20 protein-coding genes and 1 tRNA gene are annotated in these 21047 nt (G+C 63.8%); 12 read left to right on the forward strand and 9 right to left on the reverse strand.

Annotation, left to right across the window (positions count from 1 at the left end):
- A partial coding sequence (locus NCHOL11_RS18530; RefSeq protein WP_255254745.1) for a biotin/lipoyl-containing protein occupies window positions 1-574 on the reverse strand: 574 nt, incomplete at its 3' end.
- Window positions 575-781: 207 nt separating this feature from the next.
- Here NCHOL11_RS18530 and NCHOL11_RS07935 point away from each other — a divergent pair.
- Window positions 782-1237 carry a universal stress protein gene (locus NCHOL11_RS07935; RefSeq protein ID WP_097092817.1) on the forward strand — a complete coding sequence of 152 codons (456 nt, stop codon included), beginning with the start codon at window positions 782-784 and terminating at the stop codon, window positions 1235-1237.
- 119 nt (window positions 1238-1356) lie between these two features.
- Here the strand turns inward: NCHOL11_RS07935 and rnr are convergent, their stop codons facing one another.
- The 3 genes from rnr to NCHOL11_RS07950 form a co-directional block, all read right to left on the reverse strand.
- Window positions 1357-3708 (reverse strand): ribonuclease R, encoded by a 2352-nt coding sequence (rnr, locus tag NCHOL11_RS07940; protein WP_097091839.1) that lies wholly within the window; start codon window positions 3706-3708, stop codon window positions 1357-1359.
- A 179-nt stretch (window positions 3709-3887) separates the two neighbouring features.
- Window positions 3888-4538 carry an MOSC domain-containing protein gene (locus NCHOL11_RS07945; protein ID WP_097091840.1) on the reverse strand — a complete coding sequence of 217 codons (651 nt, stop codon included), beginning with the start codon at window positions 4536-4538 and terminating at the stop codon, window positions 3888-3890.
- A gap of 42 nt (window positions 4539-4580) precedes the next feature.
- Window positions 4581-4799, reverse strand: a complete 219-nt coding sequence (locus tag NCHOL11_RS07950) for a DUF2945 domain-containing protein (RefSeq protein WP_097091841.1) — start codon at window positions 4797-4799, stop codon at window positions 4581-4583.
- Between the two features lie 119 nt (window positions 4800-4918).
- On the opposite strand from NCHOL11_RS07950, the gene NCHOL11_RS07955 reads away from it, so the two are divergent.
- The 4 genes from NCHOL11_RS07955 to NCHOL11_RS07970 all read left to right on the forward strand — a co-directional run bounded on the left by NCHOL11_RS07955 (window position 4919) and on the right by NCHOL11_RS07970 (window position 8427).
- Complete coding sequence (locus tag NCHOL11_RS07955) at window positions 4919-6097, forward strand: glycosyltransferase family 4 protein (protein WP_097092818.1); 1179 nt, start codon at window positions 4919-4921, stop codon at window positions 6095-6097.
- A gap of 27 nt (window positions 6098-6124) precedes the next feature.
- Window positions 6125-7444, forward strand: a complete 1320-nt coding sequence (locus tag NCHOL11_RS07960; RefSeq protein ID WP_097091842.1) for a replication-associated recombination protein A — start codon at window positions 6125-6127, stop codon at window positions 7442-7444.
- 16 nt (window positions 7445-7460) lie between these two features.
- The gene (locus NCHOL11_RS07965) at window positions 7461-8321 is read left to right on the forward strand and encodes a hypothetical protein (protein ID WP_097091843.1); all 861 of its coding nucleotides are present in this window, start codon (window positions 7461-7463) and stop codon (window positions 8319-8321) included.
- Window positions 8322-8351: 30 nt separating this feature from the next.
- Window positions 8352-8427, forward strand: a tRNA-Thr gene (locus NCHOL11_RS07970).
- 46 nt (window positions 8428-8473) lie between these two features.
- On the opposite strand, the gene NCHOL11_RS17935 is transcribed toward NCHOL11_RS07970, so the two are convergent.
- On the reverse strand, window positions 8474-8746 hold the full coding sequence (locus NCHOL11_RS17935; protein ID WP_101750250.1) for a hypothetical protein: 273 nt from the start codon (window positions 8744-8746) through the stop codon (window positions 8474-8476).
- A gap of 117 nt (window positions 8747-8863) precedes the next feature.
- On the opposite strand from NCHOL11_RS17935, the gene NCHOL11_RS07980 reads away from it, so the two are divergent.
- Window positions 8864-9133, forward strand: a complete 270-nt coding sequence (locus NCHOL11_RS07980; RefSeq protein WP_097091844.1) for a hypothetical protein — start codon at window positions 8864-8866, stop codon at window positions 9131-9133.
- A 187-nt stretch (window positions 9134-9320) separates the two neighbouring features.
- On the opposite strand, the gene NCHOL11_RS07985 is transcribed toward NCHOL11_RS07980, so the two are convergent.
- From NCHOL11_RS07985 to folE, 3 genes are read right to left on the reverse strand one after another with little or no spacing between them, the layout of a single operon-like run.
- A complete protein-coding gene (locus NCHOL11_RS07985; protein ID WP_097092819.1) occupies window positions 9321-10097 on the reverse strand; it encodes an enoyl-CoA hydratase-related protein in 777 nt (258 codons plus the stop codon).
- Between the two features lie 51 nt (window positions 10098-10148).
- Window positions 10149-10985: an SDR family oxidoreductase gene (locus NCHOL11_RS07990; RefSeq protein WP_097091845.1), complete on the reverse strand. Its 837-nt coding sequence runs from the start codon at window positions 10983-10985 to the stop codon at window positions 10149-10151.
- Entirely contained in the window at window positions 10982-11590 is a 609-nt protein-coding gene (gene folE, locus NCHOL11_RS07995) for a GTP cyclohydrolase I FolE (protein WP_097091846.1), read from the reverse strand. Before folE ends, NCHOL11_RS07990 begins: the two co-directional genes overlap by 4 nt.
- A 197-nt stretch (window positions 11591-11787) precedes the next feature.
- Between folE and NCHOL11_RS08000 the strand changes: the two genes are divergently transcribed.
- The gene (locus NCHOL11_RS08000) at window positions 11788-12369 is read left to right on the forward strand and encodes a nucleotidyltransferase family protein (protein WP_097091847.1); all 582 of its coding nucleotides are present in this window, start codon (window positions 11788-11790) and stop codon (window positions 12367-12369) included.
- Here the strand turns inward: NCHOL11_RS08000 and NCHOL11_RS08005 are convergent.
- Window positions 12366-14027, reverse strand: a complete 1662-nt coding sequence (locus tag NCHOL11_RS08005; RefSeq protein ID WP_097091848.1) for an MFS transporter — start codon at window positions 14025-14027, stop codon at window positions 12366-12368. The two genes, NCHOL11_RS08000 and NCHOL11_RS08005, sit on opposite strands and share 4 nt — an antisense overlap.
- Window positions 14028-14209: 182 nt before the next feature.
- On the opposite strand from NCHOL11_RS08005, the gene NCHOL11_RS08010 reads away from it, so the two are divergent.
- From NCHOL11_RS08010 to NCHOL11_RS08030, 5 genes are all read left to right on the forward strand, one after another.
- Entirely contained in the window at window positions 14210-15418 is a 1209-nt protein-coding gene (locus NCHOL11_RS08010; protein WP_097091849.1) for an acetyl-CoA C-acetyltransferase, read from the forward strand.
- A gap of 100 nt (window positions 15419-15518) precedes the next feature.
- Entirely contained in the window at window positions 15519-17696 is a 2178-nt protein-coding gene (locus NCHOL11_RS08015; RefSeq protein WP_097091850.1) for a 3-hydroxyacyl-CoA dehydrogenase NAD-binding domain-containing protein, read from the forward strand.
- A gap of 400 nt (window positions 17697-18096) precedes the next feature.
- Complete coding sequence (galE, locus tag NCHOL11_RS08020) at window positions 18097-19113, forward strand: UDP-glucose 4-epimerase GalE (protein WP_097091851.1); 1017 nt, start codon at window positions 18097-18099, stop codon at window positions 19111-19113.
- Window positions 19103-19792, forward strand: coding sequence for a 6-phosphogluconolactonase (gene pgl / locus NCHOL11_RS08025; RefSeq protein ID WP_097091852.1), 690 nt, complete (start codon window positions 19103-19105; stop codon window positions 19790-19792). Before galE ends, pgl begins: the two co-directional genes overlap by 11 nt.
- Before the next feature lie 8 nt (window positions 19793-19800).
- Complete coding sequence (locus NCHOL11_RS08030; protein ID WP_097091853.1) at window positions 19801-20940, forward strand: aminotransferase class I/II-fold pyridoxal phosphate-dependent enzyme; 1140 nt, start codon at window positions 19801-19803, stop codon at window positions 20938-20940.
- The last annotated feature ends 107 nt before the right edge of the window (window positions 20941-21047 follow it).

Genomic DNA, 21047 nt, shown 5'->3' on the forward strand with positions numbered 1-21047 from the left:
CAGGCGCGGGGGCCGGGGCGGCGGCGGCGAGCGTTGGGGCGGCGGCGGGGGCCTTGGCCGAAGCGCCTTCCAGATCGGCTTTCACGATGCGGCCATTGGGGCCGGAGCCGGAGAGGCTAGCGAGGTCGATGCCCTTTTCCTCCGCTATGCGGCGCGCGAGCGGGCTGGCTTTTACGCGGTCGCCAGATTGGGCGGGTGCGGCCTCTGCCTTGGGTGCGGGAGCGTCTGCCTTCGGGGCGGGTGCTTCCGCTTTGGCGGGGACTGGGTCGGCCTTCGGCGCTGCCTTGGGTGCGGGCGCGGAGTCTCCTTCTGCTGCTTGCGCGAGGTCTTCACCTTCTTCGGCGATGATGGCGATGACGGTGCCGACCTTCACGCCTTCGGAGCCTTCGGAGACGAGGATCTTGGCGATCTTGCCCTCGTCCACGGCTTCGAATTCCATGGTGGCCTTGTCCGTCTCGATCTCAGCGAGCAGATCACCCGACGAAACGGTATCGCCTTCCTTCACCAGCCATTTAGCCAACGTCCCCTCTTCCATCGTGGGAGACAAGGCGGGCATCTGGATTTTCTTGCTCATGCGTGAAGGCCTCTCTTCTTTTCCCGGCCGAGCGGGTAAGCGTTGGATGCCGTTTTGACCCTTTGGGCGGGAGGGTCAAGGGCGCGCCTTGCGCCTTTGGCGATAATCCGCCACATTTCACCAGACTGGTTCACAATTTACCAGATGGGTTCGAACAATGGGGCGGCGAAGGCGTTGGCTGCCATTTTGGCGTGGGGTGCGACAGCGATGCGGACTTATCTGGTTGTAGTGGACGAATCGCCGGAGGCAGAGACGGCGCTGCGGTTCGCGGCCCGGCGCGCGGCGAAGACGGCGGGGTCTATCCGCATTCTTGCGCTCGTACCGCCCGCCGAGTTCGTGCAGTGGGGCGGCGTTCAGGCGACGATGGAGGATGAGGCGCGGCAGCGCGCCGAAGCGCTCGTCACCAGCGCGGCGGGCACGCTGACGGAGGAGTCCGGCATCCGTCCGAGCATTACGGTGCGGCAGGGTGACGCGGTGGCGGTGGTGCGCGAAACGCTGGACGAGATGCCTGATGTTGCGGCGCTGGTGCTGGGGGCGGCGGCGAGCGGGCATCCCGGTGCACTGGTGTCGCACTTTGCGGGCGCGGATGCGGGCAAGCTGCCCTGCCCGATCATGGTCATTCCGGGCGGGTTAAGCGCGGAGGCGATCGATCGGTTGAGTTGAGGGGCGGTGGTGGTTGATCCAGGAGGGCTGCCGGGTTTACCGATCGAGCTCTGGCCTGTGAGGCATGATAGATCCTGAAACAAGTTCAGGATGACGAGTTGGAGGACGGAAGCGACGGCTTATCGCTTATGCCGTCCCCGCTTTGAGCCGATGTGGCGGATGTTTGCGGGGCGGCCGCGTTTGGCTCCGGGGCGTACGCGGTCCTTCTTGAAGCTTGGCCGCTGCGGCGGGGCGTCGGGTAGTTCGAAGCGCAGGGAGCCGTTGATAGGATCGGCCTCTGCCAGGCGCAGTTGGAGATGCTGGCCGACGGTGTAGCGGTCGCCGCTTTCCACGCCTTCCAGGGCGCGGCCCGCTTCATCGAAGAAGAAGCGCTCGGCGCCCATGGTGGAGACCGGGACGAGGCCATCGCCGCCGAGCCCTGCGACCGTCGCGAAGAAGCCGAAATTCTGGACGCCGGTAATCCGCGCATCGACCAGTTCGCCGACATGGGCGGCGAGATAGGCGGCGACATAGCGGTCGACCGTCTCCCGCTCCGCCTCCATCGCGCGGCGTTCATGCTGGCTGATCATCTCGCCAACGCGCGCCATATTGTCATAGTCATCGGCGCTGAGCGAAGTCCGATCGGGCAGCACGCCGCCCTTCGACGCGGGCAATTCGAGCTTGTAGGCACCGACCAGCGCGCGGTGGACCAGCAGATCCGCGTAACGGCGGATGGGCGATGTGAAATGCGCGTAGGAACCGAGCGCGAGGCCGAAATGCCCCATGTTGGCGGGGCTATAATAGGCCTGGGTCTGGCTGCGCAGGATCTGCTCCATGATCTGCGGCTTTTCCTCCGCTTCGCCGATCCGGTCGATCAGGCGATTGAAGGTCGAAGGCTTGATAACCTGCCCCAGCGCGAAGTCGACGTCGAAGGTTGCAAGATATTCCTTCAGCGCGACCAGCTTTTCCCGGCTCGGCGGTTCGTGGACGCGGTACATGACCGGCGCCTTCTTGCCTTCGAGCGCCTTGGCGGCGGCGACATTGGCGGCGATCATATAATCTTCGATCAGCATATGCGCGTCGAGGCGTTCGCGGACGGCGACGCTGACGATCTTGCCATTTTCGTCGAGGACGACCCGGCGTTCCGGGAGATCCAGGGCGAGAGGGTCTCGCTTGTCGCGGGCCTTGCGGAGGAGTTTCCAGCAGGCCCAGAGGGGTTTGAGGGCGGTTTCGAGGAGGTCGAGTTGGTTCGGCGGGGTTTCGCCTTGCCCACCCCCGGCCCCTCCCGCCTGCGGGAGGGGAGATGTGCCGTCGATTGCCGCCTGGGCGTCTTCATAGGCGAGGACGGCGGCGACGCGGATGATGGCGCGGGTGAAGCGCCAGTTGGTGACTTTGCCGGAGGCGTCGACGGTAAGGTGGCAGGCCATCGCGGCGCGGTCGTGCCCGGCGCGGAGCGAGCACATGTCCGATGAAAGCTGGTGCGGCAGCATGGGGACGACGAGGTCAGGGAAATAGACGCTGTTGCCGCGCTTGCGTGCTTCCTTGTCGAGGGCGCTGCCGGGTCGGACATAATAGCTGACATCGGCGATGGCGACGATGGCGTGATAGCCGCCGGGGTTGGCGGGGTCTTCATCTGGCGTGGCCCAGACGGCATCGTCATGGTCGCGCGCATCGACGGGATCGATCGCGACGACGGGCAGGTGGCGCAGGTCCTCGCGCTTGTCCTCATTAAGGGCGATGCCGGATGCCGCCACCGCCTCATCCTCCACCTGTTCGGGGAAGACGTGCGGGATGCCATGTTTGTGGATCGCGATGAGGCTGAAGCTGCGGGGGGCGAAGGGATCGCCCAAAATGTCGGTCACGCGCGCGCTGATGCGTGGCGGGCGGCCCACGGGCTCGGCCAGCACGAGGTCGCCGGGTTGAGCATTGCCCGCGTCGCTGATCGGTGTGTCCTTGCGGATGCGCTTGTCGACGGGACGGAGCCAGAGCTTGCCGCCCTCACCCGCTTCGACCACGCCCAGCAGTTCCTCGCTCGCCTTGGCGAGTTTCTTCATCGGGTGGGCGACCCAGCCGCGCCCCGCCTCTTCCGTGCGAGCTAGGATGCGGTCACCGATGGTCAGTGCGCCCCTTTTGCCGCGTTCCAGCACGCGCAGGCGAGGCGCGGGCTGGCCCTCGGCTTCCCACCGTTCCGGCGTGGCGATGAGGGTGGTGTCGTCGACATCGACGATGCGCAGCACGGTGACCTTCGGCACGCCGCCCATCTTGTGGAAGGCGCGGGCCGGGCCGATGTCCAGCAGACCTTCGTCGGCCATGTCCTTCAGCAGCGCCTTAAGAGCGATCTTTTCCTGACCCTTGAGGCCGAACGCCTTTGCGATCTCCCTCTTGCCTGCGGGCTGATCGGAGGAGGTGATGAACTCCATCACCTGATCGCGGGTGGGGAAGCCGGCGGGCCGGACTTTGGCGGGTTTTTTCTGCTTTTGGGTCGATGCCATGGTTTAGCTATAGGGATGGGTTGGACCGCATGCCAGATGGCGGGGTAAATTTGGGTGCTGCGTGAGGTCGCTTCTGGTGAGGCGGACGGATCAAGGGGCGTGCCCTTGAGTTACACGGGAGTCACGCCCTGCCCACCCCCGGCCCCTCCCGCTGACGGGAGGGGAGAGGACGGGTGCCGTTATTCGACCAGCTTGCGGGCACGGTCGCGCCAGACTTCGGCCAGGACGGGCATGTTTGCCAGCGCACGGACCGCGTCAGGTTCGACCTTGTGCCGCCCGCCGATGAGCAGGCGAAAGACGCGCGCGATCGGCCAGTCGGGAAATGGGCGGTCGAGTAGTTCCATGCGCCCTTTCGCTTCCGCCTCCCCTTCCCGCAGGACGCGGAAATAGAGGCCTGCGCGGCCTGTCTTTACGATGCTGGCAAGCACGTCGCGCGTGCCGAAGCGGTGATCTAGCTTCCAGCATGGTTGACGTCCATGGCTCACCTCCACCAGCGCGCTGCCGAGCGAGAAGCGGTCGCCGAGACAGATCTCCTCCTCCGTCATGCCCAAGGAAGCGATGTTTTCACCAAAGGCACCGGGCGCCTGAAGCAGCGGGTGATCAGGCTTGCGTTCGCGCCACCAGTCATAATGGTCCTGCGGGTAGAGGTGGATCGCCTTGTCCCAGCCGCCATGATGGATGGGGTCGGCTACCGCGTCGCCCTCCAGCCCCTGCCATCTTACGCGGACGACGCCGTCCACCGGCCGCTTTGCGATGGCGCTATAATCGCCGTCGCGAAAGGGCATGGGCGTGCCGGTCAGCAATGCGGCGATGGTCAGATGTTCAGCCATGCCGCCCCTATGGCAGTGGCGCGAAGCCTTGGCGAGAGGGCCTCAGGCGCGGCTGAGTTCCGATGCGAGCTTCAACACCTCGCTGCCGCTATCGGTCTGGACCAGATAAGCGGGGTTCCGTGCCGACCCGTTGCGGCGGATCAACGCGCCTTCGATCATCTTTTCCACCTGGGCGTCGAAGCGCTCCGCGACACGGCCACGGCCCACGCCTTGGCCCCAGTTCCATTTGACCCGCATGCCTTTGCGGAAGCCTTCGACCATTCTCAACCCTCTCCTGCCGCACGCGCATGGCGGCGTTTCATGAAATCGCGATGACAAAAATCCCGGCTGCGGGCGGGGTTCCCTTGGGTTTTTCGTTCGCCTGGGTTAAGGGGCGGCAGATGGACGTCACTGGCCTTCGCGTTGCGCTATTCAGCGGCAATTACAATTATGTGCGCGATGGCGCGAACCAGGCGCTCAACCGCTTCGTGGGCTATTTGCTGCGTCAGGGCGCGGCGGTGCGCGTCTATTCGCCCACGATCGCGACACCCGCGTTCGAGCCGACCGGCGATCTGGTGAGCGCTCCGTCCCTGGCGATACCGGGGCGGAAGGAATATCGCGTCCCCTATCGCATGTGCGGGCGCGTCAGGCGCGACCTGAAGCGGTTCCAGCCCAACCTGGTCCATGTGTCGAGCCCAGACCCGTTGGGACATCGCGCGGTCACATGGGCGCGGGGCAGCGGGCTCCCGGCGGTGGCTTCGGTCCATACTAGGTTCGAGACTTATCCCCGCTACTACGGGCTGGCATTTCTGGAGCCCGTGATCGAATCGATGCTGCGGCGCTTTTACCGACGTTGCGATGCGATCGTCGCGCCTTCGGAGTCCATGGCGCAACTGCTGCGCGAACAGCGGATGAGCTATGATGTGGGCATCTGGACGCGCGGGATCGACCGGGAGATCTTCAACCCGGGGCGCCGCGACATGGATTGGCGGCGGTCGCTCGGGATAGAGGATGATGAGCCGGTGATCGGCTTCATCGGCCGGCTGGTGATGGAAAAGGGCCTGGACGTCTTTTCCGACGCGATCGACCAGTTGAAGATGCGCCATGTCCGGCACAAGGTGCTGATCATCGGCGAAGGCCCCGCGCGGGAGTGGTTCCAGAACCGGTTGCCGGATGCGGTCTTCACGGGATTTCAGAAGGGCGACGAGTTGGGCCGTGCCGTCGCCAGCATGGACATGCTGTTCAATCCCTCGATCACCGAGACGTTTGGGAATGTGACGCTGGAGGCGATGGCCTGCGCCCTCCCCACCGTGGCGGCGCGGGCGACGGGAAGCGAGAGCCTTGTCACCGAAGGCGTGACCGGGCGCCTGATCCGTCCGGGAGCGATCGGGGCTTTTGCGGATGCGCTGACGAGCTACTGCACTGATCCCGCCGCGCGAGCCGCTGCGGGAGCAGCCGCCATGGGGGAAGCGGAGCGATATGGATGGGATCAGGTGAACCAGGCGCTGGTCGACACCTATCTCCGTGTGATCCGCCAGCGGGCGCAGGGCGCGCGGCTGCGCTCCAGCCCGGTTCCTTAAAGCGCCCGCCTTCCCTATATCGGGACGATGGCCGATCTTTTTGCTTCCGATGCCGTGAACATGCCCGGTGATGCCGGGGAGAATGCGCCGCTGGCCGACCGGCTGCGGCCACGGACCCTGGCCGATGTCGTTGGGCAAGAGCATCTGACCGGGGCGGAGGGCGCGATCGGCCGGATGGTGGCGGCGGGGCGGCTTTCCTCCATCATCCTGTGGGGGCCTCCGGGAACAGGCAAGACGACGATCGCGCGGCTGCTGGCCGATGCGTTGGATATGCGGTTCGAGCCCATCTCGGCAGTTTTTTCCGGGGTGGCCGACCTCAAGAAGGTCTTCGCCGCGGCCAAGGAGCATGCCCGGCGTGGGGACAAGACGCTGCTGTTCGTGGACGAGATCCACCGGTTCAACCGGGCGCAGCAGGACAGCTTCCTACCCTTTGTCGAGGATGGGACGGTGACGCTGGTCGGTGCGACCACGGAAAATCCCAGTTTCGAGCTGAACGCGGCGCTGCTTTCCCGGGCGCAGGTGCTGATCCTGCACCGGCTGGATGCGTCGGCGCTGGAGCTGTTGCTGGAGCGGGCGGAGGCAATCACGCAGCGGCCCTTGCCACTCACCCCGGCTGCACGGGACGCCTTGCTGGCGAGCGCGGATGGCGATGGGCGTTTCCTGCTCAATCAGGTCGAGACGCTCTATTCGATCGATATCGGCGAGCCACTCGATCCGGCGGGGCTGTCGGCGCTGCTGCACCGACGGATGGCGGTCTATGACAAGGATCGGGAGGGGCATTACAACCTCATTTCGGCGTTGCATAAGTCGCTGCGCGGATCCGACCCGCAGGCAGCGCTCTATTATCTGGCGCGGATGCTGACGGCAGGGGAGCAGCCGCTCTATGTGCTGCGTCGGCTGGTGCGGTTTGCGAGCGAGGATATCGGCCTTGCCGACCCGCAGGCGCTCGTTCAGTGCCTGGCCGCCAAGGAGAGTTACGATTTCCTGGGAAGCCCGGAGGGGGAACTGGCGATCGTGCAGGCGTGCCTATATTGCGCGACGGCGCCCAAGTCGAACGCGGCCTATGCTGCGATGAAGACGGCGTGGAAGTCGGCGCGGGATACAGGGTCGTTGATGCCGCCCAAGAACATCCTCAACGCCCCTACCCGGCTGATGAAGACCATCGGCTATGGCAAGGGCTATCAATATGATCATGACGATGCGGAGGGTTTTTCGGGCGACAATTACTGGCCCGAGGAGATGGAGCCGCAGACCTTCTTCGCGCCGACCGATCGTGGGTTCGAAGCGCGGATAGCCGAGCGCATGGCCTATTGGGACCGGCTGCGGGCCGAGCGCGGCGGCGATTAAGGAAGCGGTTGCATCCATGACTCCGCGTTTTGCCCGTTATGCCGCGATCGATTGGTCGGGCGCGAAGGGCGTGCGGCACAAGGGGATAGCGGTTGCGCTGTGCGAGCGTGGAGACGCCGTGCCCCGGCTCGTCCATCCGGACGGTGGAGGCTTCTGGTCACGTTCGGCGGTGGCGGAATGGCTGATCGATGCCGCTGCGCAGGCGCCGACGCTGTTCGGGTTCGATTTCAGCTTCGCGCCGCCCTTCGTGGCGCGGGAAGCTTATCTGCCGGGCGACAATGTGCCGGTGACGGGGCCTGACTTCTGGGCCTATGTGGACAGCGTCTGCGATGACCCCGATCTGGGCGCGGCGAGCCTGCTGCACGTCACCCACCGCCGCCATTTCTACTTCGGCAAGGCGGATGGGCCGAAGGCCGACTTCATGCACAACCGGGTGTGCGAAGCCCATTATAATGCGGGCGGCGGGGGGAAGCCGTCCACCGTCTATGACGCGATCGGCGCGGCGCAGGTCGCCAAGGCGAGCTTTGCGGGAATGCGCCTGCTCCATCATGTGCGGGATCATGTTCCGGTCTGGCCGTTCGATCCGGCACCTAGCAGTGGGTCATTGGTGGTGGAAATCTACACCAGCATCGCAGCGCGCGCGGCAGGGCGGCCCAAGGGGCGGACGAAAATGCGAGATCTCGCCGCACTCGACGATGCGCTCTGCGCGTTGGGCTCCGCGCCCTATGAAGGATTGCCGCCGGATGATCATGGCGCCGACGCGATCGTGACCGCCGCGTGGATGCGCAACGTCGCGCCACGACCGAGCCTATGGGCGCCACCTGCGCTCAATCCGCATATTGCCGCAACGGAGGGCTGGACGTTCGGTATCATCTGATAGTAAGGCGCTTCACCGTCCGATGGACGCGCCGGCTTAGCTCAGTTGGTAGAGCACCTGATTTGTAATCAGGGGGTCAGGGGTTCGAGCCCTCTAGCCGGCACCATCTCTCTCGTGGCGCGCGCCTTCTTCAGATCGCCGGACGCGTTGTCCTAATTGCCCAGTTTCGGCCGCGTGACTTCCACCGTCTTTATGCCGGTGTCGAGCGAACCAGTTCTGGGCTGAGCGTCAGGGCCGCCTTTTATGCCCGTGTCCCTGGGCGCGCCGCCGCCGCCGCCGCCACTGGATGCGGCGATCGCTTCGGAACTCAGCGAAGTAGACAAGAGGATGGTCATCGCGGGCGGCACCGTTGCCGCGAACCTGCCGCAAGTCTTTAGGAAATTGCGCCTGTCTTCGGTTGCCGGCGAATTCAACTGATCGTCCATGATGCCATCCTTCTCTATTCGGATCGTAGATTAACAGGTGAAGCATCCGGAAGATTTGGCAAAAAAGAGCTATCGACTTTAGTATAGGGCCAAAGAAAAAGGCAAACCAAACGCAAAATGGGGGCCGGCATCTCTGCCGGTCCCCACTTCCGTCGTGTCCCGGATCCGCTTCCCGTTCAGGATGCGATCATCGGACTCGGCGCGCGATGCTTTCGTCAGAAAGGCTTGGCATCGTGTTTGCTCCGGCTTTCCGGCTATGAGGCCATGTTCCGCAGCGTGCCTTCAAACTACAATATCCGACGTCCGCTTTCGCGCGTGCATGATATCGCCTTTGAAGACCATCAGTTTCCGTTCGAACCGGGTGGTCCCAACGTCAGCCTGATGTGATCGAAACTTCGCTCAAATCCTTGATATCATCGCCGATTTGATGATCCGGATTTCTCCGTTTCGTCGTCCGTTTCGATAGGAGGATGGTCTCACCAAAAGCGAGTCGCTCAAAGCGGAATCTGGCATGCTGGTGACAGACTCCGCCTAAAGCTGTGGATAATTGTGGATAATTTTTCGCCTGTCGCTTTTAGCGCCCTTTCCACACGCCGGGACGCTTTTCAACGAAGGCATTCATGCCTTCGACGCGATCCTCGGTTGCGGTCAGAAGCTGGAACAAACGCCGCTCGGTCGTCAGCCCCTGCCCCAACATGGTTTCGAAGGCGAGATCCACCATTTCCTTGTTCACCATCGCAGCCATGGGCGGCATGGCGGCGATGGCTGCAGCGGTCTTCAACGCATCGTCCAGCAGTTCAGCCGCCGGTACGATCCGCGAGACAAGGCCGGAACGTTCGGCTTCTTCCGCCCCCATCATACGGCCCGTCAGACACATTTCCATGGCCTTGGCCTTGCCAACGGCCTTGGTCAGGCGCTGCGATCCACCCATGCCGGGCGCAACGCCGAGCTTGATTTCCGGCTGCCCGAACTTGGCCGTGTCGGCGGCGATGATGAAGTCCGCCATCATGGCGAGCTCGCAACCACCCCCAAGCGCAAAGCCTGCGACAGCCGCGATCCAGGGCTTCCGGGTGGCGACAAGATTTCTCTGCCAGCCGGAGAAGAAGTCCTCCAGGAAGAAGTCGGCAGCGGCCTTGCTGGCCATTTCCTTGATGTCAGCGCCTGCCGCGAACGCCTTTTCGCTGCCGGTCAGCACCAGGCATAATTGCGATGGGTCGGCATCATAAGCGGCAAAGGCGGCGCTGAGGTCAGCCAGCACCTGGGTATTGAGGGCGTTCAGCGCCTGTGGCCGGTTCAGCGTGACCAGCGTGACGGCATCGCGCTGTTCGATCAGGATCGTTTCGAAGCTCATCGTCATCTTCCTTCAAATCTGCGGTGCGGCAGGCGCAAGCGAGGCCTCCGGTCACCGTCCCATATGCATGAAATCGCGGTCGTAACTGCGCATATGCGCGCCGCCGTCGACATAGAGCGTCTGCCCGGTGACGGCGCTCGCTTGCGCGAGATAGAGCACAGCTTCCGCAATCTGCTCCGCCAAGGGCAGGCGCCCGAGGGGCATTGCCGATTGCAGCCTTTCCATCTGCGCCTCGTCATAATCGGGCGTTGCGATGGTGAGGCCGGGCGCGACTGCGTTAACCCGGATGTTCGGCGCAAGGCTGGAGGCGGACAGGCGGGTGAGTCCGGCCAGTGCCGACTTCGACAAAGTATAGGCCAACTGGTCGGCATGCGGATGATCTATCCGCTGATCGAGAATATTGATGATGCACCGATCCGCTACCCCGGCAGGGATCGTCGCGAACGCCTTCGTCAGCAGGGCGGGCGCGGCGCAGTTTACGGCATAATGCCGCATAAGGTCTTCGGCGGACACATTGTCGAGCCGGTCCTGGCCGAAGATCGCGGCGCTGTTCACCAATATGTCGGGCGGTCGGCCGAACCTCTCCGCGACCTTGGCGACCAATTCCTCCGCACTTTCGGGATCGGCGAAGTCGGCCGTGAAGCCGTCCCATTCCGTGCCGTTCTCGTCGAGCGTCAAGGCGAGAGCGGAATCCAGCCGAGTGTCGTGGCTGCCGTGAATTGCGAGCGAATAGCCCGCGCGGGCGAACCCGGCGGCAATGACACCTCCAAGCCGTCGGTGACCGCCCGTGATGAGCGCCAGGCGCTTGTTCGCCAGCGGCAGCGGGCCCTCGCTCCGCTCTCGCGCGCCGCCTATAGGCCGGTAGGCAGGTGCGTCTTCCCCGTTCACGATTCGATGAGCTTCAGCACTTCCTCGCGACTTTTTTCATCGTCGCGAAACACGCCGAGCATGCGGCTGGTCTTCATCAGGACGTTGGGCGTGCGGACACCCCGACCCGTCATGCAACCGTGCGTCGCTTCGATCACCACGGCCACGCCCTGGGGCTTCAGATGTTCCCAGATGCAGTTGGCGACTTCGGCGGTCAGCCGTTCCTGGACCTGAAGCCGGTTGGCGAAGGCGTGCAGCACGCGAGCGAGTTTCGAGATGCCGACAACATATTTGCCTGGCAAATAGGCGATGTGCCCGCGCCCGATGATCGGCGCCATATGATGTTCGCAGTGCGACTGGAACGGGATGTCCTTGAGCAGCACGATATCATCATAGCCGCCCACTTCATGGAAGATGCGCGAGAGGTGATAGGCCGGATCGTCGCCATAGCCGCGGCAATATTCCCGCCATGCGCGCGCGACGCGTTGGGGCGTTTCAAGCAAGCCTTCGCGGTCGGGATTGTCGCCAGACCAACGGATCAACGTGCGGATGGCGTCCGCCACATTCGCGGGCACAGCTTCCTTGATCGCTTCGCCTACGGCCTCGGCATCGGGATCATAGTCCATGGATGGCACTACTCCTCTTTATCTTTGTTCAGGGCGCATATGACCGCTCTGTCAGCGGAATGCCAGCCCTTTACCTATGCTATGGACAGGGGTGGTGCCGGGTGGCACATCAACGCCCAACATATAAAGCCGATCCGAAAAGCATGGCTGTCCCGTCGCTCGCCCACTCCCCATATCCTTCCGCCCGGGATTAAAGCGTGCGGACTGAACAGATCGCCGCCGTGCTGCTGGCCGCTGGCACATCATCCCGTTTTGGGGAGGATGACAAGTTGATCGCTGACCTCAATGGCAAGCCGGTGATCGCTCATACGCTTGAGGCCGTGGCATCGCTCGCTTTTGGCGAACTGGTGGCGGTGACGCGGCCGATCGCCGATGCTCCCGACATTCATCGAAGGCTGGAGCGGCGCGGCTACAGCATATTGGTCAATGATCGGCCGGAAGAAGGGCTGGCGAGCAGCATCGTCCGAGCAGTCCTCCACGTCATGCCGATAAAACGGTGCAGGGGCATTCTGATCTGCCTGGGCGACATGCCGTTTGTGCCGCAGTCGCATTATAATCGCATATGCCTGGCGGCCGAAGATGTGCGTTCTGTCGTGGCGAGTACGGACGACTTCTCTTCATCCCCGCCTGCATTCATCGGGCGGAAGCACTTTCCTGAACTGCTGACATTGCGCGGTGATCAGGGCGCACGGGCGCTGCTGAGCCGGGGCGTTCAGGTGGAGGCGATGGGCAGTTCGCTGATCGATATCGATACGCCGGAAGATCTGGCGGGGAATTAGCTCGACCGGGTGGGATCGGTCATGGGATCGTCCATTTCCCGCACATCGGGCATGCGGCTTATCGGCAGCGACCCCGTCTGCCTTTCCAGCATGCGATGGACGACCGGCGGATGGGGGCCGCTGTGCAGCGCGGCGAGTGTGTCGAAATTCACCGTGTCAGCGATGGTGCGCCGCCTGTTGTGGCGGACATAGTCGAGCCAGGTGGAGACATGGTAGCGCTCGATCCATAGCTCAGGGTCGGCGAGGTCGCGCATCAGGGACCAGCCATGCGCGCCGTCACGACGGCGGATGCGGCGCCGCTCGCTCATTGCGGCGAGGAAAGGCACGACCGAGCCCGCAGGGATGCGGTATTCGATGGTGATGACGACGGGTCCGCTACGGGGTTCGATCGGCACAGCCGTTTGGGGCTCCTGCCAACGGTCTAGGAGGTCTAGATTTTCATCTCCCGTCTGGGGCAGCGGGCGGAAAAGGCCTATCATCGCTGCTGCCAATTGCACGCCGGCGGCTACGTGGAGCGACGTCACGACGCCCATATGCTCCGCCAGCCAGCCGAACAGCCATGCGCCGAGCGCCATGCCACCAAACGCCATCATCTGATATAGGGCGACCGCGCGGGCCAGCACCCAGCGGGGGGCGGACATCTGGACCGAGACATTGAAGGTCGACAGCGCGATGACCCAGCCTGCGCCGCAGAGCAGCAAGCCGATGATCGCGACGACAAGCCAGCCTGTGGACGCCGTGATCGCCGTACCAAGGGCAAGCGCAAGCGCGGCGGAGCGAACGATGGTCTCGATGGGGAAGCGGCGGCGGAGCCTGCCTGACGACAGCGCGCCGAGGACCGCGCCGATGCCGAACGCCCCGCTCAAGATACCGAAGGTCAACGCGCTGCCCTTCAATATGTCGCGCGCGACCAGCGGCATGAGCGCGGAGACGGCGCTTGCGCCGATGCCGAAGGCGGCGCCGCGAATGAGCACGAGCTGGATCTTCGGCGACATGGTGACATAGCGGACCCCTGCCCTCATGGCGTGACCGAGGCGTTCGCGCGGCAGGAGCTTGGGCACGCGCTCCGGCTGCCAACGCAGCAGGACGAGGGAGAGGCCGATATAGCTGAGCGCATTGGTGAGGAAGGCGGCGGCGGCTCCGGCGGCGGCGACGATGATGCCGCCAAGCGCCGGGCCGACACTGCGCGCGAGGTTGAAGCCCATGCTGTTGAGCGCGACGGCGCTGGGGAGTTGGGATCGCGGGACCATGTCGCCAACCGACGCTTGCCAGGCTGGGCCGTTGATCGCGGTCGCGCAGCCGACGAGGAAGGTGAAGGCGAGCAATGACCAGGGCGTCAGCAAATCCATCCAGGCGAACAGGGCGAGGAGAGCGGACACCAGCAGCATCGACAATTGGCAGGCGAGCATGACGAGGCGGCGGTCGAGATTGTCGGCGACCGCACCTGCCCAGAGCGAGAGCAGCATGATCGGCAAGGTCGTCGAGGCCGGGACCAGCGCGACGAGCATGGGAGAGCCAGACAGCGACGTCATCATCCATGCCGCGCCGACGGACTGGATCAGCCCGCCGAAGTTCGACGCGAGGCTGGCGAACCATATCGCGCGGAAGATGGGGATGGCGAAGGGCGTTGGCGCTGGAGGGGAATCTGCCTCTGACACTGAAAATGCATGAACCTGAAATCGACTGGAGCGTCAAACCCGGAAGGGACGAAAGGAGTTCAATTCAATGAAGGAAATAGCGGGAAAAGCGCGATCCGCATTGCCTTTGCGCTTGCACTTTACGTAAACGTAAATACATTTGCGGCGCGCCTGACGCCAATGCCGAGAGGAATGACCGAGCGATGGAAGCCTTTATCTACGATGCCGTAAGGACGCCCCGTGGCCGGGGCAAGCCGGACGGGTCGTTGCATGAGATCACCCCTGTCCAGCTGGCGACGCAGGTGCTGGAGGCGGTGCGGGATCGCAACGCGATCGACACGGCGGATGTGGACGATGTGATCCTTGGCTGCGTGACGCCGATCGGCGAGCAAGGCGGCGACATTGCCCGCGCCGCAGTGCTGAACGCCGATTATGAGCAGACGGTGCCGGGCGTGCAGATCAACCGTTTCTGTGCTTCCGGGCTGGAAGCGGTGAACATTGCCGCCGCGAAAATCTATTCGGGCGAAGCGGGCCTCGCGATCGGCGGTGGCGTCGAATCCATGAGCCGCGTGCCGATGTCTTCGGACGGCGGCGCGATCGCCATGGACCCGGCGGTCGCCTACAAGACCTATTTCGCGCCGCAGGGGATCGGCGCCGATGTGATCGCGACCAAGTTCGGCATCAGTCGCGATGATGCGGATGCCTATGCGGTCGAAAGCCAGCGGCGCGCGAAGGCGGCCTGGGACGAAGGGCGCTTTGCCAAGTCGATCCTTCCCGTGCGTGACGTGATCGGCGAAGTGGTTCTGGACCATGACGAACATATGCGCCCCGACGCGACGATGCAGTCGCTTGGCAGCCTGAAGCCGAGCTTTGCCGCGCTGGGCGAGGAAATGCCGGGCTTCGACGCTATTGCGCTGCTGAAATATCCAGAGCTGGAACGGGTGAACCATGTCCATCATGCGGGCAACAGCAGCGGCATCGTCGACGGCGCGGCCGCGGTGCTGGTCGGCAACAAGGAGATGGGCGAGAAATATGGCCTGAAGCCCCGCGCCCGGATCAAGGCGATGGCGTCGATCGGGTCCGAGCCGCTGATCATGCTGACGGGGCCGGAGTTCGTCGCGGGCAAGCTGCTCAATCGAGCGGGCATGAGCAGCCATGACATCGACCTTTGGGAACTGAACGAAGCCTTTGCGAGCGTGGTGTTGCGTTACATGCAGGCGATGGATTTGGACCATGACAGGATCAACGTGAATGGCGGCGCGATTGCGATGGGCCATCCGCTGGGCGCGACGGGGGCGATGGTGTTGGGGACGGCGCTGGATGAACTGGAGCGGTCGGGCAAGGGCACGGCGCTGGTGAACCTGTGCGTGGGTGCGGGCATGGGGACCGGGATTATTATCGAGCGGGTTTGAAAACGGGTTGGCAGTGGGCTGATCCGAGCGCGGCTCTGGAGGATGGCCCCCACCCCAAACCCCTCCCCTGAAGGGGAGGGGCTAACAGGAGAGCAGGATCGTGCAGACCATCAATTTTGACATCGATGCGGACGGCATCGCCACGCTGACCATCGATGTGCCGGGCCAGTCGATGAACGTCATCGGCCCCGACTTCCTCGCCGATCTGGATGAGGCGATTACGCGCATTGGGTCGGAGGAAGCGATCAAGGGCGCGGTGATTGCTTCGGGCAAGGACAGCGGGTTCATGGCTGGCATGGACCTTAAATATTTCGGGTCGATGCTGGCGAGCGGCGCGGGAAAGCGCCCTGCCCCGGCCGAGATTTTCGAGCAGGTTTTCGTGCTGAACCAACTGTTCCGGCGGCTGGAAACATGCGGCAAGCCGGTGGCATGCGCTATCGAGGGCACGTGCGTCGGTGGCGGGTTCGAACTGGCGCTGGCGTGCCATCGGCGGGTGGTGGGCGACAGTCCCAAGACGCAGCTTGGCTTGCCGGAAATCCTGATCGGCCTTTTCCCCGGCGGTGGCGGGTCGCAGCGGCTGCCGCGCCTGATCGGGGTGCAGGCGGCGCTAATGTACATGTTGCAGGGCAAGCTGTTCCGCCCCGCCGAAGCGGCGATGCTGAAGGCCGTCGATGAAGTCGTGCCGCAGGGCACGGCAGTCGAGAAGGCCAAGGAGTGGGTGAAGGCGAACCCGTCCGCGATCGCGCAGCCGTGGGACGTGAAAGGCTTCAAATTCCCCGGTGGTGCGGGTGCGTTCAATCCCGCTTTCGTGCAGACGATGGTCGGCGCAGTGCCGATGACGCTGAAGCAGACGCAGCGGAACATGAATGCGCCCACCGCTTTGCTGTCGGCGGTCTATGAAGGCGCGCTGCTGCCGTTCGACCGGGCGATCCGGTTGGAGAGCAAATATTTCGCGAAGGTCGCGGCCGATCCGCAGGCGGCGAACATGATCCGCAGCCTGTTCGTAAACAAGAACGCCGCCGAACGCGGTGCGCGGCGGCCGAAGGACCAGTCCAAGGCGCCGACGAAGAAGCTGGCCATGCTGGGCGCTGGCATGATGGGTGCGGGGATTGCGACGGTGGCGGCGCAGGCCGGCATGGAGGTCATGCTGTTCGACCGTGACCTTGCTTATGCGGAAAAGGGCAAGGCGCATGTCGAGGATGTACTGAAGAAGCGGCTGGGCCGTGGCATGACGCCGGAGAAGATGGCCGAGACGCTGGCGCGCGTGACGCCGACGACCGACTATGCGGCGCTTGCCGGAGCCGACTTCGTGATCGAGGCGGTGTTCGAGGATGTCGCGATCAAGGCGGAGGTGACGAAGAAGGTCGAGGAGGTGCTCGGCCCCGATGTGATCTTTGGGTCCAACACATCGACCCTGCCGATAACGAAGCTCGCCAAGGCGTGGAGCAAGCCTGCCAATTTCATCGGCATCCATTTCTTTTCCCCCGTCGAGAAGATGCCGCTGGTCGAGATCATATTGGGCAAGGAAACCGGCCCGGCCGCCATCGCCAAGGCGCTGGATTTCGTCAGCCAGATCAAGAAGACGCCGATCGTCGTCAATGACTCTCGCGGTTTCTATACCTCGCGCTGTTTTGGCACCTATGTGCAGGAAGGCGTGGAGATGGTGGCCGAGGGGATCAATCCGGCGCTTATCGAAAATGCCGGGCGGCAGTTGGGCATGCCCGTGGGGCCGCTGGCGGTCGGTGACGAGGTGTCGATCGAGCTTGGCCACAAGATCGTCGTCGCGGCTCAGAAGGAACTGGGCGATGCCTATGTGGCGCAGCCGTCCGATGCGGTGATGGCGCGCATGGTCGAGCTAGGGCGGCTGGGCCGTAAGAGCGCGAAGGGATGGTATGATTATCCCGAGGGTGGGAAGAAGCATCTGTGGCCGGGGCTGGAAGAGATGTTCCCGCGTGCGGCGGTGCAGCCCGATGTCGAGGAAGTGAAGGAGCGGCTGCTCTATCGCCAGTTGGTGGAATGTGCGCGCTGCTATGAGGAAGGCGTGCTGGAAACCGTGGAGGATGGCGATCTGGGCGCGATCTTCGGCTGGGGCTTTGCGCCTTGGACCGGGGGGCCGTTCAGCCATATGGATACGGTTGGTATCGGGCATGTGGTGGCGGTGCTGGAACGGCTGGCGGCGCGGCATGGGGATCGCTTTGCGCCGACGGTGCAGTTGCAGGACATGGCGGCTAGTGGGGCGACTTTTTATGATGGAAGTTTGAGGGCAGCCGCGGCTTGAGGGTTTGTTCAGCACGATGGAAAACTAACCTGCCGTCATCCTGAACTTGTTTCAGGATTTATCTCGCTATCGGCCGGAGCTGAGTGCGGGGCACGATAGATCCTCAGCCAAAGGCCAGCACAGCTAACGAGGTCAGTATGACAAGGGTTTGTAAGGAGCCACGCAGCGTGTCCCTCTCTAACCCCTTTTCGTCTCGCGGTGCAGCATGAACGGGGTGGGCATTGTAGCTTCAGTGCGTTAGTCGTCGGGCAGCGGCTATCCCCACGCTCGTCATCCTGAACTCGTTTCAGGATCCATCTCGCCTTCGGCTCCGCCTGAGTGTGGAGGCACCATGGATCCTGAAACAAGTTCAGGATGACGGAGGATGAACGCCCGATTCTGTCAGAGGAAATCCTATTCTATGAGCGAAAAGCCCACGGTTCTGGTCACGGGTGGTGCCGGTTATATTGGAAGCCATGCGGTGCTGGCCCTGCGCGATGCGGGATATGGCGTCGTGGTGATCGACAATCTGGTGACGGGTTTTCGCTGGGCGGTGCCGGAGGATGTGGCTTTCGTCGAGGGCGATATCGCCGATCAGCCGCTGGTGCAGAAGGCTCTGCGCGATCATGACGTCAAGGCGATCATGCACTTTGCCGGGTCGGTGGTGGTGCCGGAATCGGTGGAGAACCCGCTCAAATATTATCATAACAACAGCGCCAAGACCCGCGACCTGATCGAAAGCGCGGTGACGGTCGGCGTGCCGCATTTCATCTTTTCCTCCACCGCCGCGACCTACGGCATTCCAGAGGAAAGCCCGGTCAAGGAGACGACGCCGCAGCGGCCGATCAATCCCTATGGCATGTCGAAGCTGATGACCGAATATATGCTGCGCGACGTGAGCGCGGCGCACCCGATGAACTTCTGCGCGCTGCGCTATTTCAACGTTGCGGGCGCCGATCCGCAGGGGCGGACGGGTCAGTCGACGGCGGGTGCGACGCACCTTATCAAAGTGGCGGTCGAGGCCGCGCTGGGGAAGCGGGAGTTTGTGTCGGTGTTCGGGACGGATTTCGATACGCCTGACGGCACGGGCGTGCGCGACTATATTCATGTCACTGATCTGGCGGCGGCGCATGTGCTGGCGCTGGATGCGCTGATGGCGAAGCCCGAACAGAATTATCTGCTGAATTGCGGCTATGGGCGTGGTTTTTCGGTGCTGGAAGTACTGGATGCGGTCGATCGGGTGACGAACATCAAGATCGAGCGGCGGATGGAAGGACGGCGCGCGGGCGATCCGGACTCGTTGATCTCCGACAATCGTGCGATCATGGCGGAATTCCCGTGGCAGCCGCGCCATGCCGATCTGGACCAGATCGTCGCGCATGCGCTGGCATGGGAGCGTAAGCTGACCGACATCAGGGGCGACCGCGATGCCCACTGAACATCTTTTCGTTGATGGCGCGCTTGCCGCTGCCGACATGGCGCGGCGGATCGCGGTGGTGCTGGGCGATGCCATCGCGGCGCGGGGCGTGGCGACGATCGCGCTGTCGGGCGGGCGCTCTCCCCGGCCGGTGCTGGAGGCGCTGTCGGGCGCTGCGCTGGAGTGGGACAAGGTCGTCGTGACGCTGGTCGATGAGCGATGGGTGGCGGCGGATCATGCGGACAGCAACGAGCGGCTGGTGCGTGAGACGCTGTTGCAAGGCGCGGCGGCGAAGGCGCGGTTTGTTGGCATGAAGAATGACGCAGCGGATGCCTATGCCGGGCAGGCCGCTTGCGAGGCGGCGCTGGCGGAATTGCCCTGGCCGCTGGATATCGTGCTGTTGGGGATGGGCGAGGATGGGCATACGGCTTCGCTGTTTCCGGAGGCGAAGGAGTTGGCGGAAGGTCTTTCCACCCATGCGCTGACGGTTGCGGTGACGCCGCCTGCCGCGCCGCATCAGCGCATGTCTTTGAGCGCCAGGGCGATCCTGAAGAGCCGGCATATCTTTTTGCAGATTGGCGGGGCTGCGAAGAAGGCGGTCTATGACCGGGCGCTGGCTGGCGGGCCGGTCGACGAGCTGCCGATCCGGGTGGCGCTGTGCCAGCATGGTGTGTCGGTCGAGGTCTGGATTTCGGAGTGAACCAGCGCATGGTTGCGCAGATCGATCCTTTTCATGCCATCGCGATTGGGGTGGAGGCGCATCGGCTGGAGGCTGAGGGGCGCTCGATCCTGCATATGGAGTTCGGGCAGCCTTCGACCGGCGCGCCTGCCGCTGCGATTGCCGAGGCGCATCAGGTGCTGGACAGCGACCCTATGGGCTATTGGGAGAGCCCGGCGCTGAAAGAGCGGATCGCGCTGCTGTATCGGGAACGCTATGGCGTAGTGGTGGTGGCGGAGCAGGTCCTGCTGACTTGTGGCGCTTCTCCGGGGCTGGTGCTGGCGCTCAGTTGTCTGTTCGCGCCGGGCGCGCGAGTGGCGACGGCGCGGCCGGGCTATGTGGCTTATCGCAATACGCTGAAGGCGCTGTATCTGGAGCCGGTGGAGGTCGATTGCGGGCCCGCCGAGCGATACCAGATCAGCGCGGCGGCGCTGGAGGCGATGGAACCTGCGCCCGATGGCGTGATCATTGCGAGCCCGGCCAATCCTACGGGCACGATCATCCCTGCCGACGAGATGGCGCGAATCGCGGAGGTCTGCGCGCGGCGCGGGATCAGGATCGTGTCGGACGAGATTTATCACGGCCTTTCCTATGGCGAGGCGGCGCATTCCATGCTGGAATTCGCGCCCGATACGGTGGTGGTGAACAGCTTTTCCAAATATTTTTCGATGGCCGGGTGGCGGCTTGGCTGGGTGGTGTTTCCAAGGACGCTGGTCGAGGCGGCGCGGGCGCGGATGGGGAATTTGTTCCTGACGCCCCCTTCCCTCGCGCAGCATGCGGGGTTGAAGGCGTTCGACTGCCTTGACGAGCTGGAGGGGCATGTCGCGAACTACCGGCGGAACCGGGAATTGCTGTTGGCAGCGCTGCCAGCGCTGGGCCTCAAGGAAATCGCGCCGCCGGATGGGGCCTTCTACATCTATGCCGATGTGGGGCATTTGACGGATGACAGCCTGGGCTTTTGCCAGAAGTTGCTGGAGGAGACCGGCGTCGCGACTGCGCCGGGGATCGATTTTGATCCGGTGGATGGGCACCGGCACATCCGGATCAGCTTTGCCGTGTCGACAGACCGGGTGGAGGAAGCGATCCGGCGGCTTGTTCCGTGGTTTAGGGCGCAGCGGCGGGTGGTTTAGGATTTCACGCGGAGGCGCGGAGACGCGGAGGAAATTGAGAAAGATTCATGTCGTCCGAGCGAAGGCTGGGATCTTGTGAGGTTAGGCCGTGCCGTATCGCCTGAGAT

This window comes from Novosphingobium sp. Chol11 (genome assembly GCF_900218065.1).
Classification (GTDB): domain Bacteria; phylum Pseudomonadota; class Alphaproteobacteria; order Sphingomonadales; family Sphingomonadaceae; genus Sphingobium; species Sphingobium agri.

Coding starts and splice junctions, on each gene's coding strand:
- NCHOL11_RS07935 (WP_097092817.1), top strand. CDS start 782: ATGCGGACTTATCTGGTTGTAGTGGACGAATCGCCGGAGGCAGAGACG.
- rnr (WP_097091839.1), bottom strand. CDS start 3,708: ATGGCATCGACCCAAAAGCAGAAAAAACCCGCCAAAGTCCGGCCCGCC.
- NCHOL11_RS07945 (WP_097091840.1), bottom strand. CDS start 4,538: ATGGCTGAACATCTGACCATCGCCGCATTGCTGACCGGCACGCCCATG.
- NCHOL11_RS07950 (WP_097091841.1), bottom strand. CDS start 4,799: ATGGTCGAAGGCTTCCGCAAAGGCATGCGGGTCAAATGGAACTGGGGC.
- NCHOL11_RS07955 (WP_097092818.1), top strand. CDS start 4,919: ATGGACGTCACTGGCCTTCGCGTTGCGCTATTCAGCGGCAATTACAAT.
- NCHOL11_RS07960 (WP_097091842.1), top strand. CDS start 6,125: ATGGCCGATCTTTTTGCTTCCGATGCCGTGAACATGCCCGGTGATGCC.
- NCHOL11_RS07965 (WP_097091843.1), top strand. CDS start 7,461: ATGACTCCGCGTTTTGCCCGTTATGCCGCGATCGATTGGTCGGGCGCG.
- NCHOL11_RS17935 (WP_101750250.1), bottom strand. CDS start 8,746: ATGGACGATCAGTTGAATTCGCCGGCAACCGAAGACAGGCGCAATTTC.
- NCHOL11_RS07980 (WP_097091844.1), top strand. CDS start 8,864: ATGGGGGCCGGCATCTCTGCCGGTCCCCACTTCCGTCGTGTCCCGGAT.
- NCHOL11_RS07985 (WP_097092819.1), bottom strand. CDS start 10,097: ATGAGCTTCGAAACGATCCTGATCGAACAGCGCGATGCCGTCACGCTG.
- folE (WP_097091846.1), bottom strand. CDS start 11,590: ATGGACTATGATCCCGATGCCGAGGCCGTAGGCGAAGCGATCAAGGAA.
- NCHOL11_RS08010 (WP_097091849.1), top strand. CDS start 14,210: ATGGAAGCCTTTATCTACGATGCCGTAAGGACGCCCCGTGGCCGGGGC.
- galE (WP_097091851.1), top strand. CDS start 18,097: ATGAGCGAAAAGCCCACGGTTCTGGTCACGGGTGGTGCCGGTTATATT.
- pgl (WP_097091852.1), top strand. CDS start 19,103: ATGCCCACTGAACATCTTTTCGTTGATGGCGCGCTTGCCGCTGCCGAC.
- NCHOL11_RS08030 (WP_097091853.1), top strand. CDS start 19,801: ATGGTTGCGCAGATCGATCCTTTTCATGCCATCGCGATTGGGGTGGAG.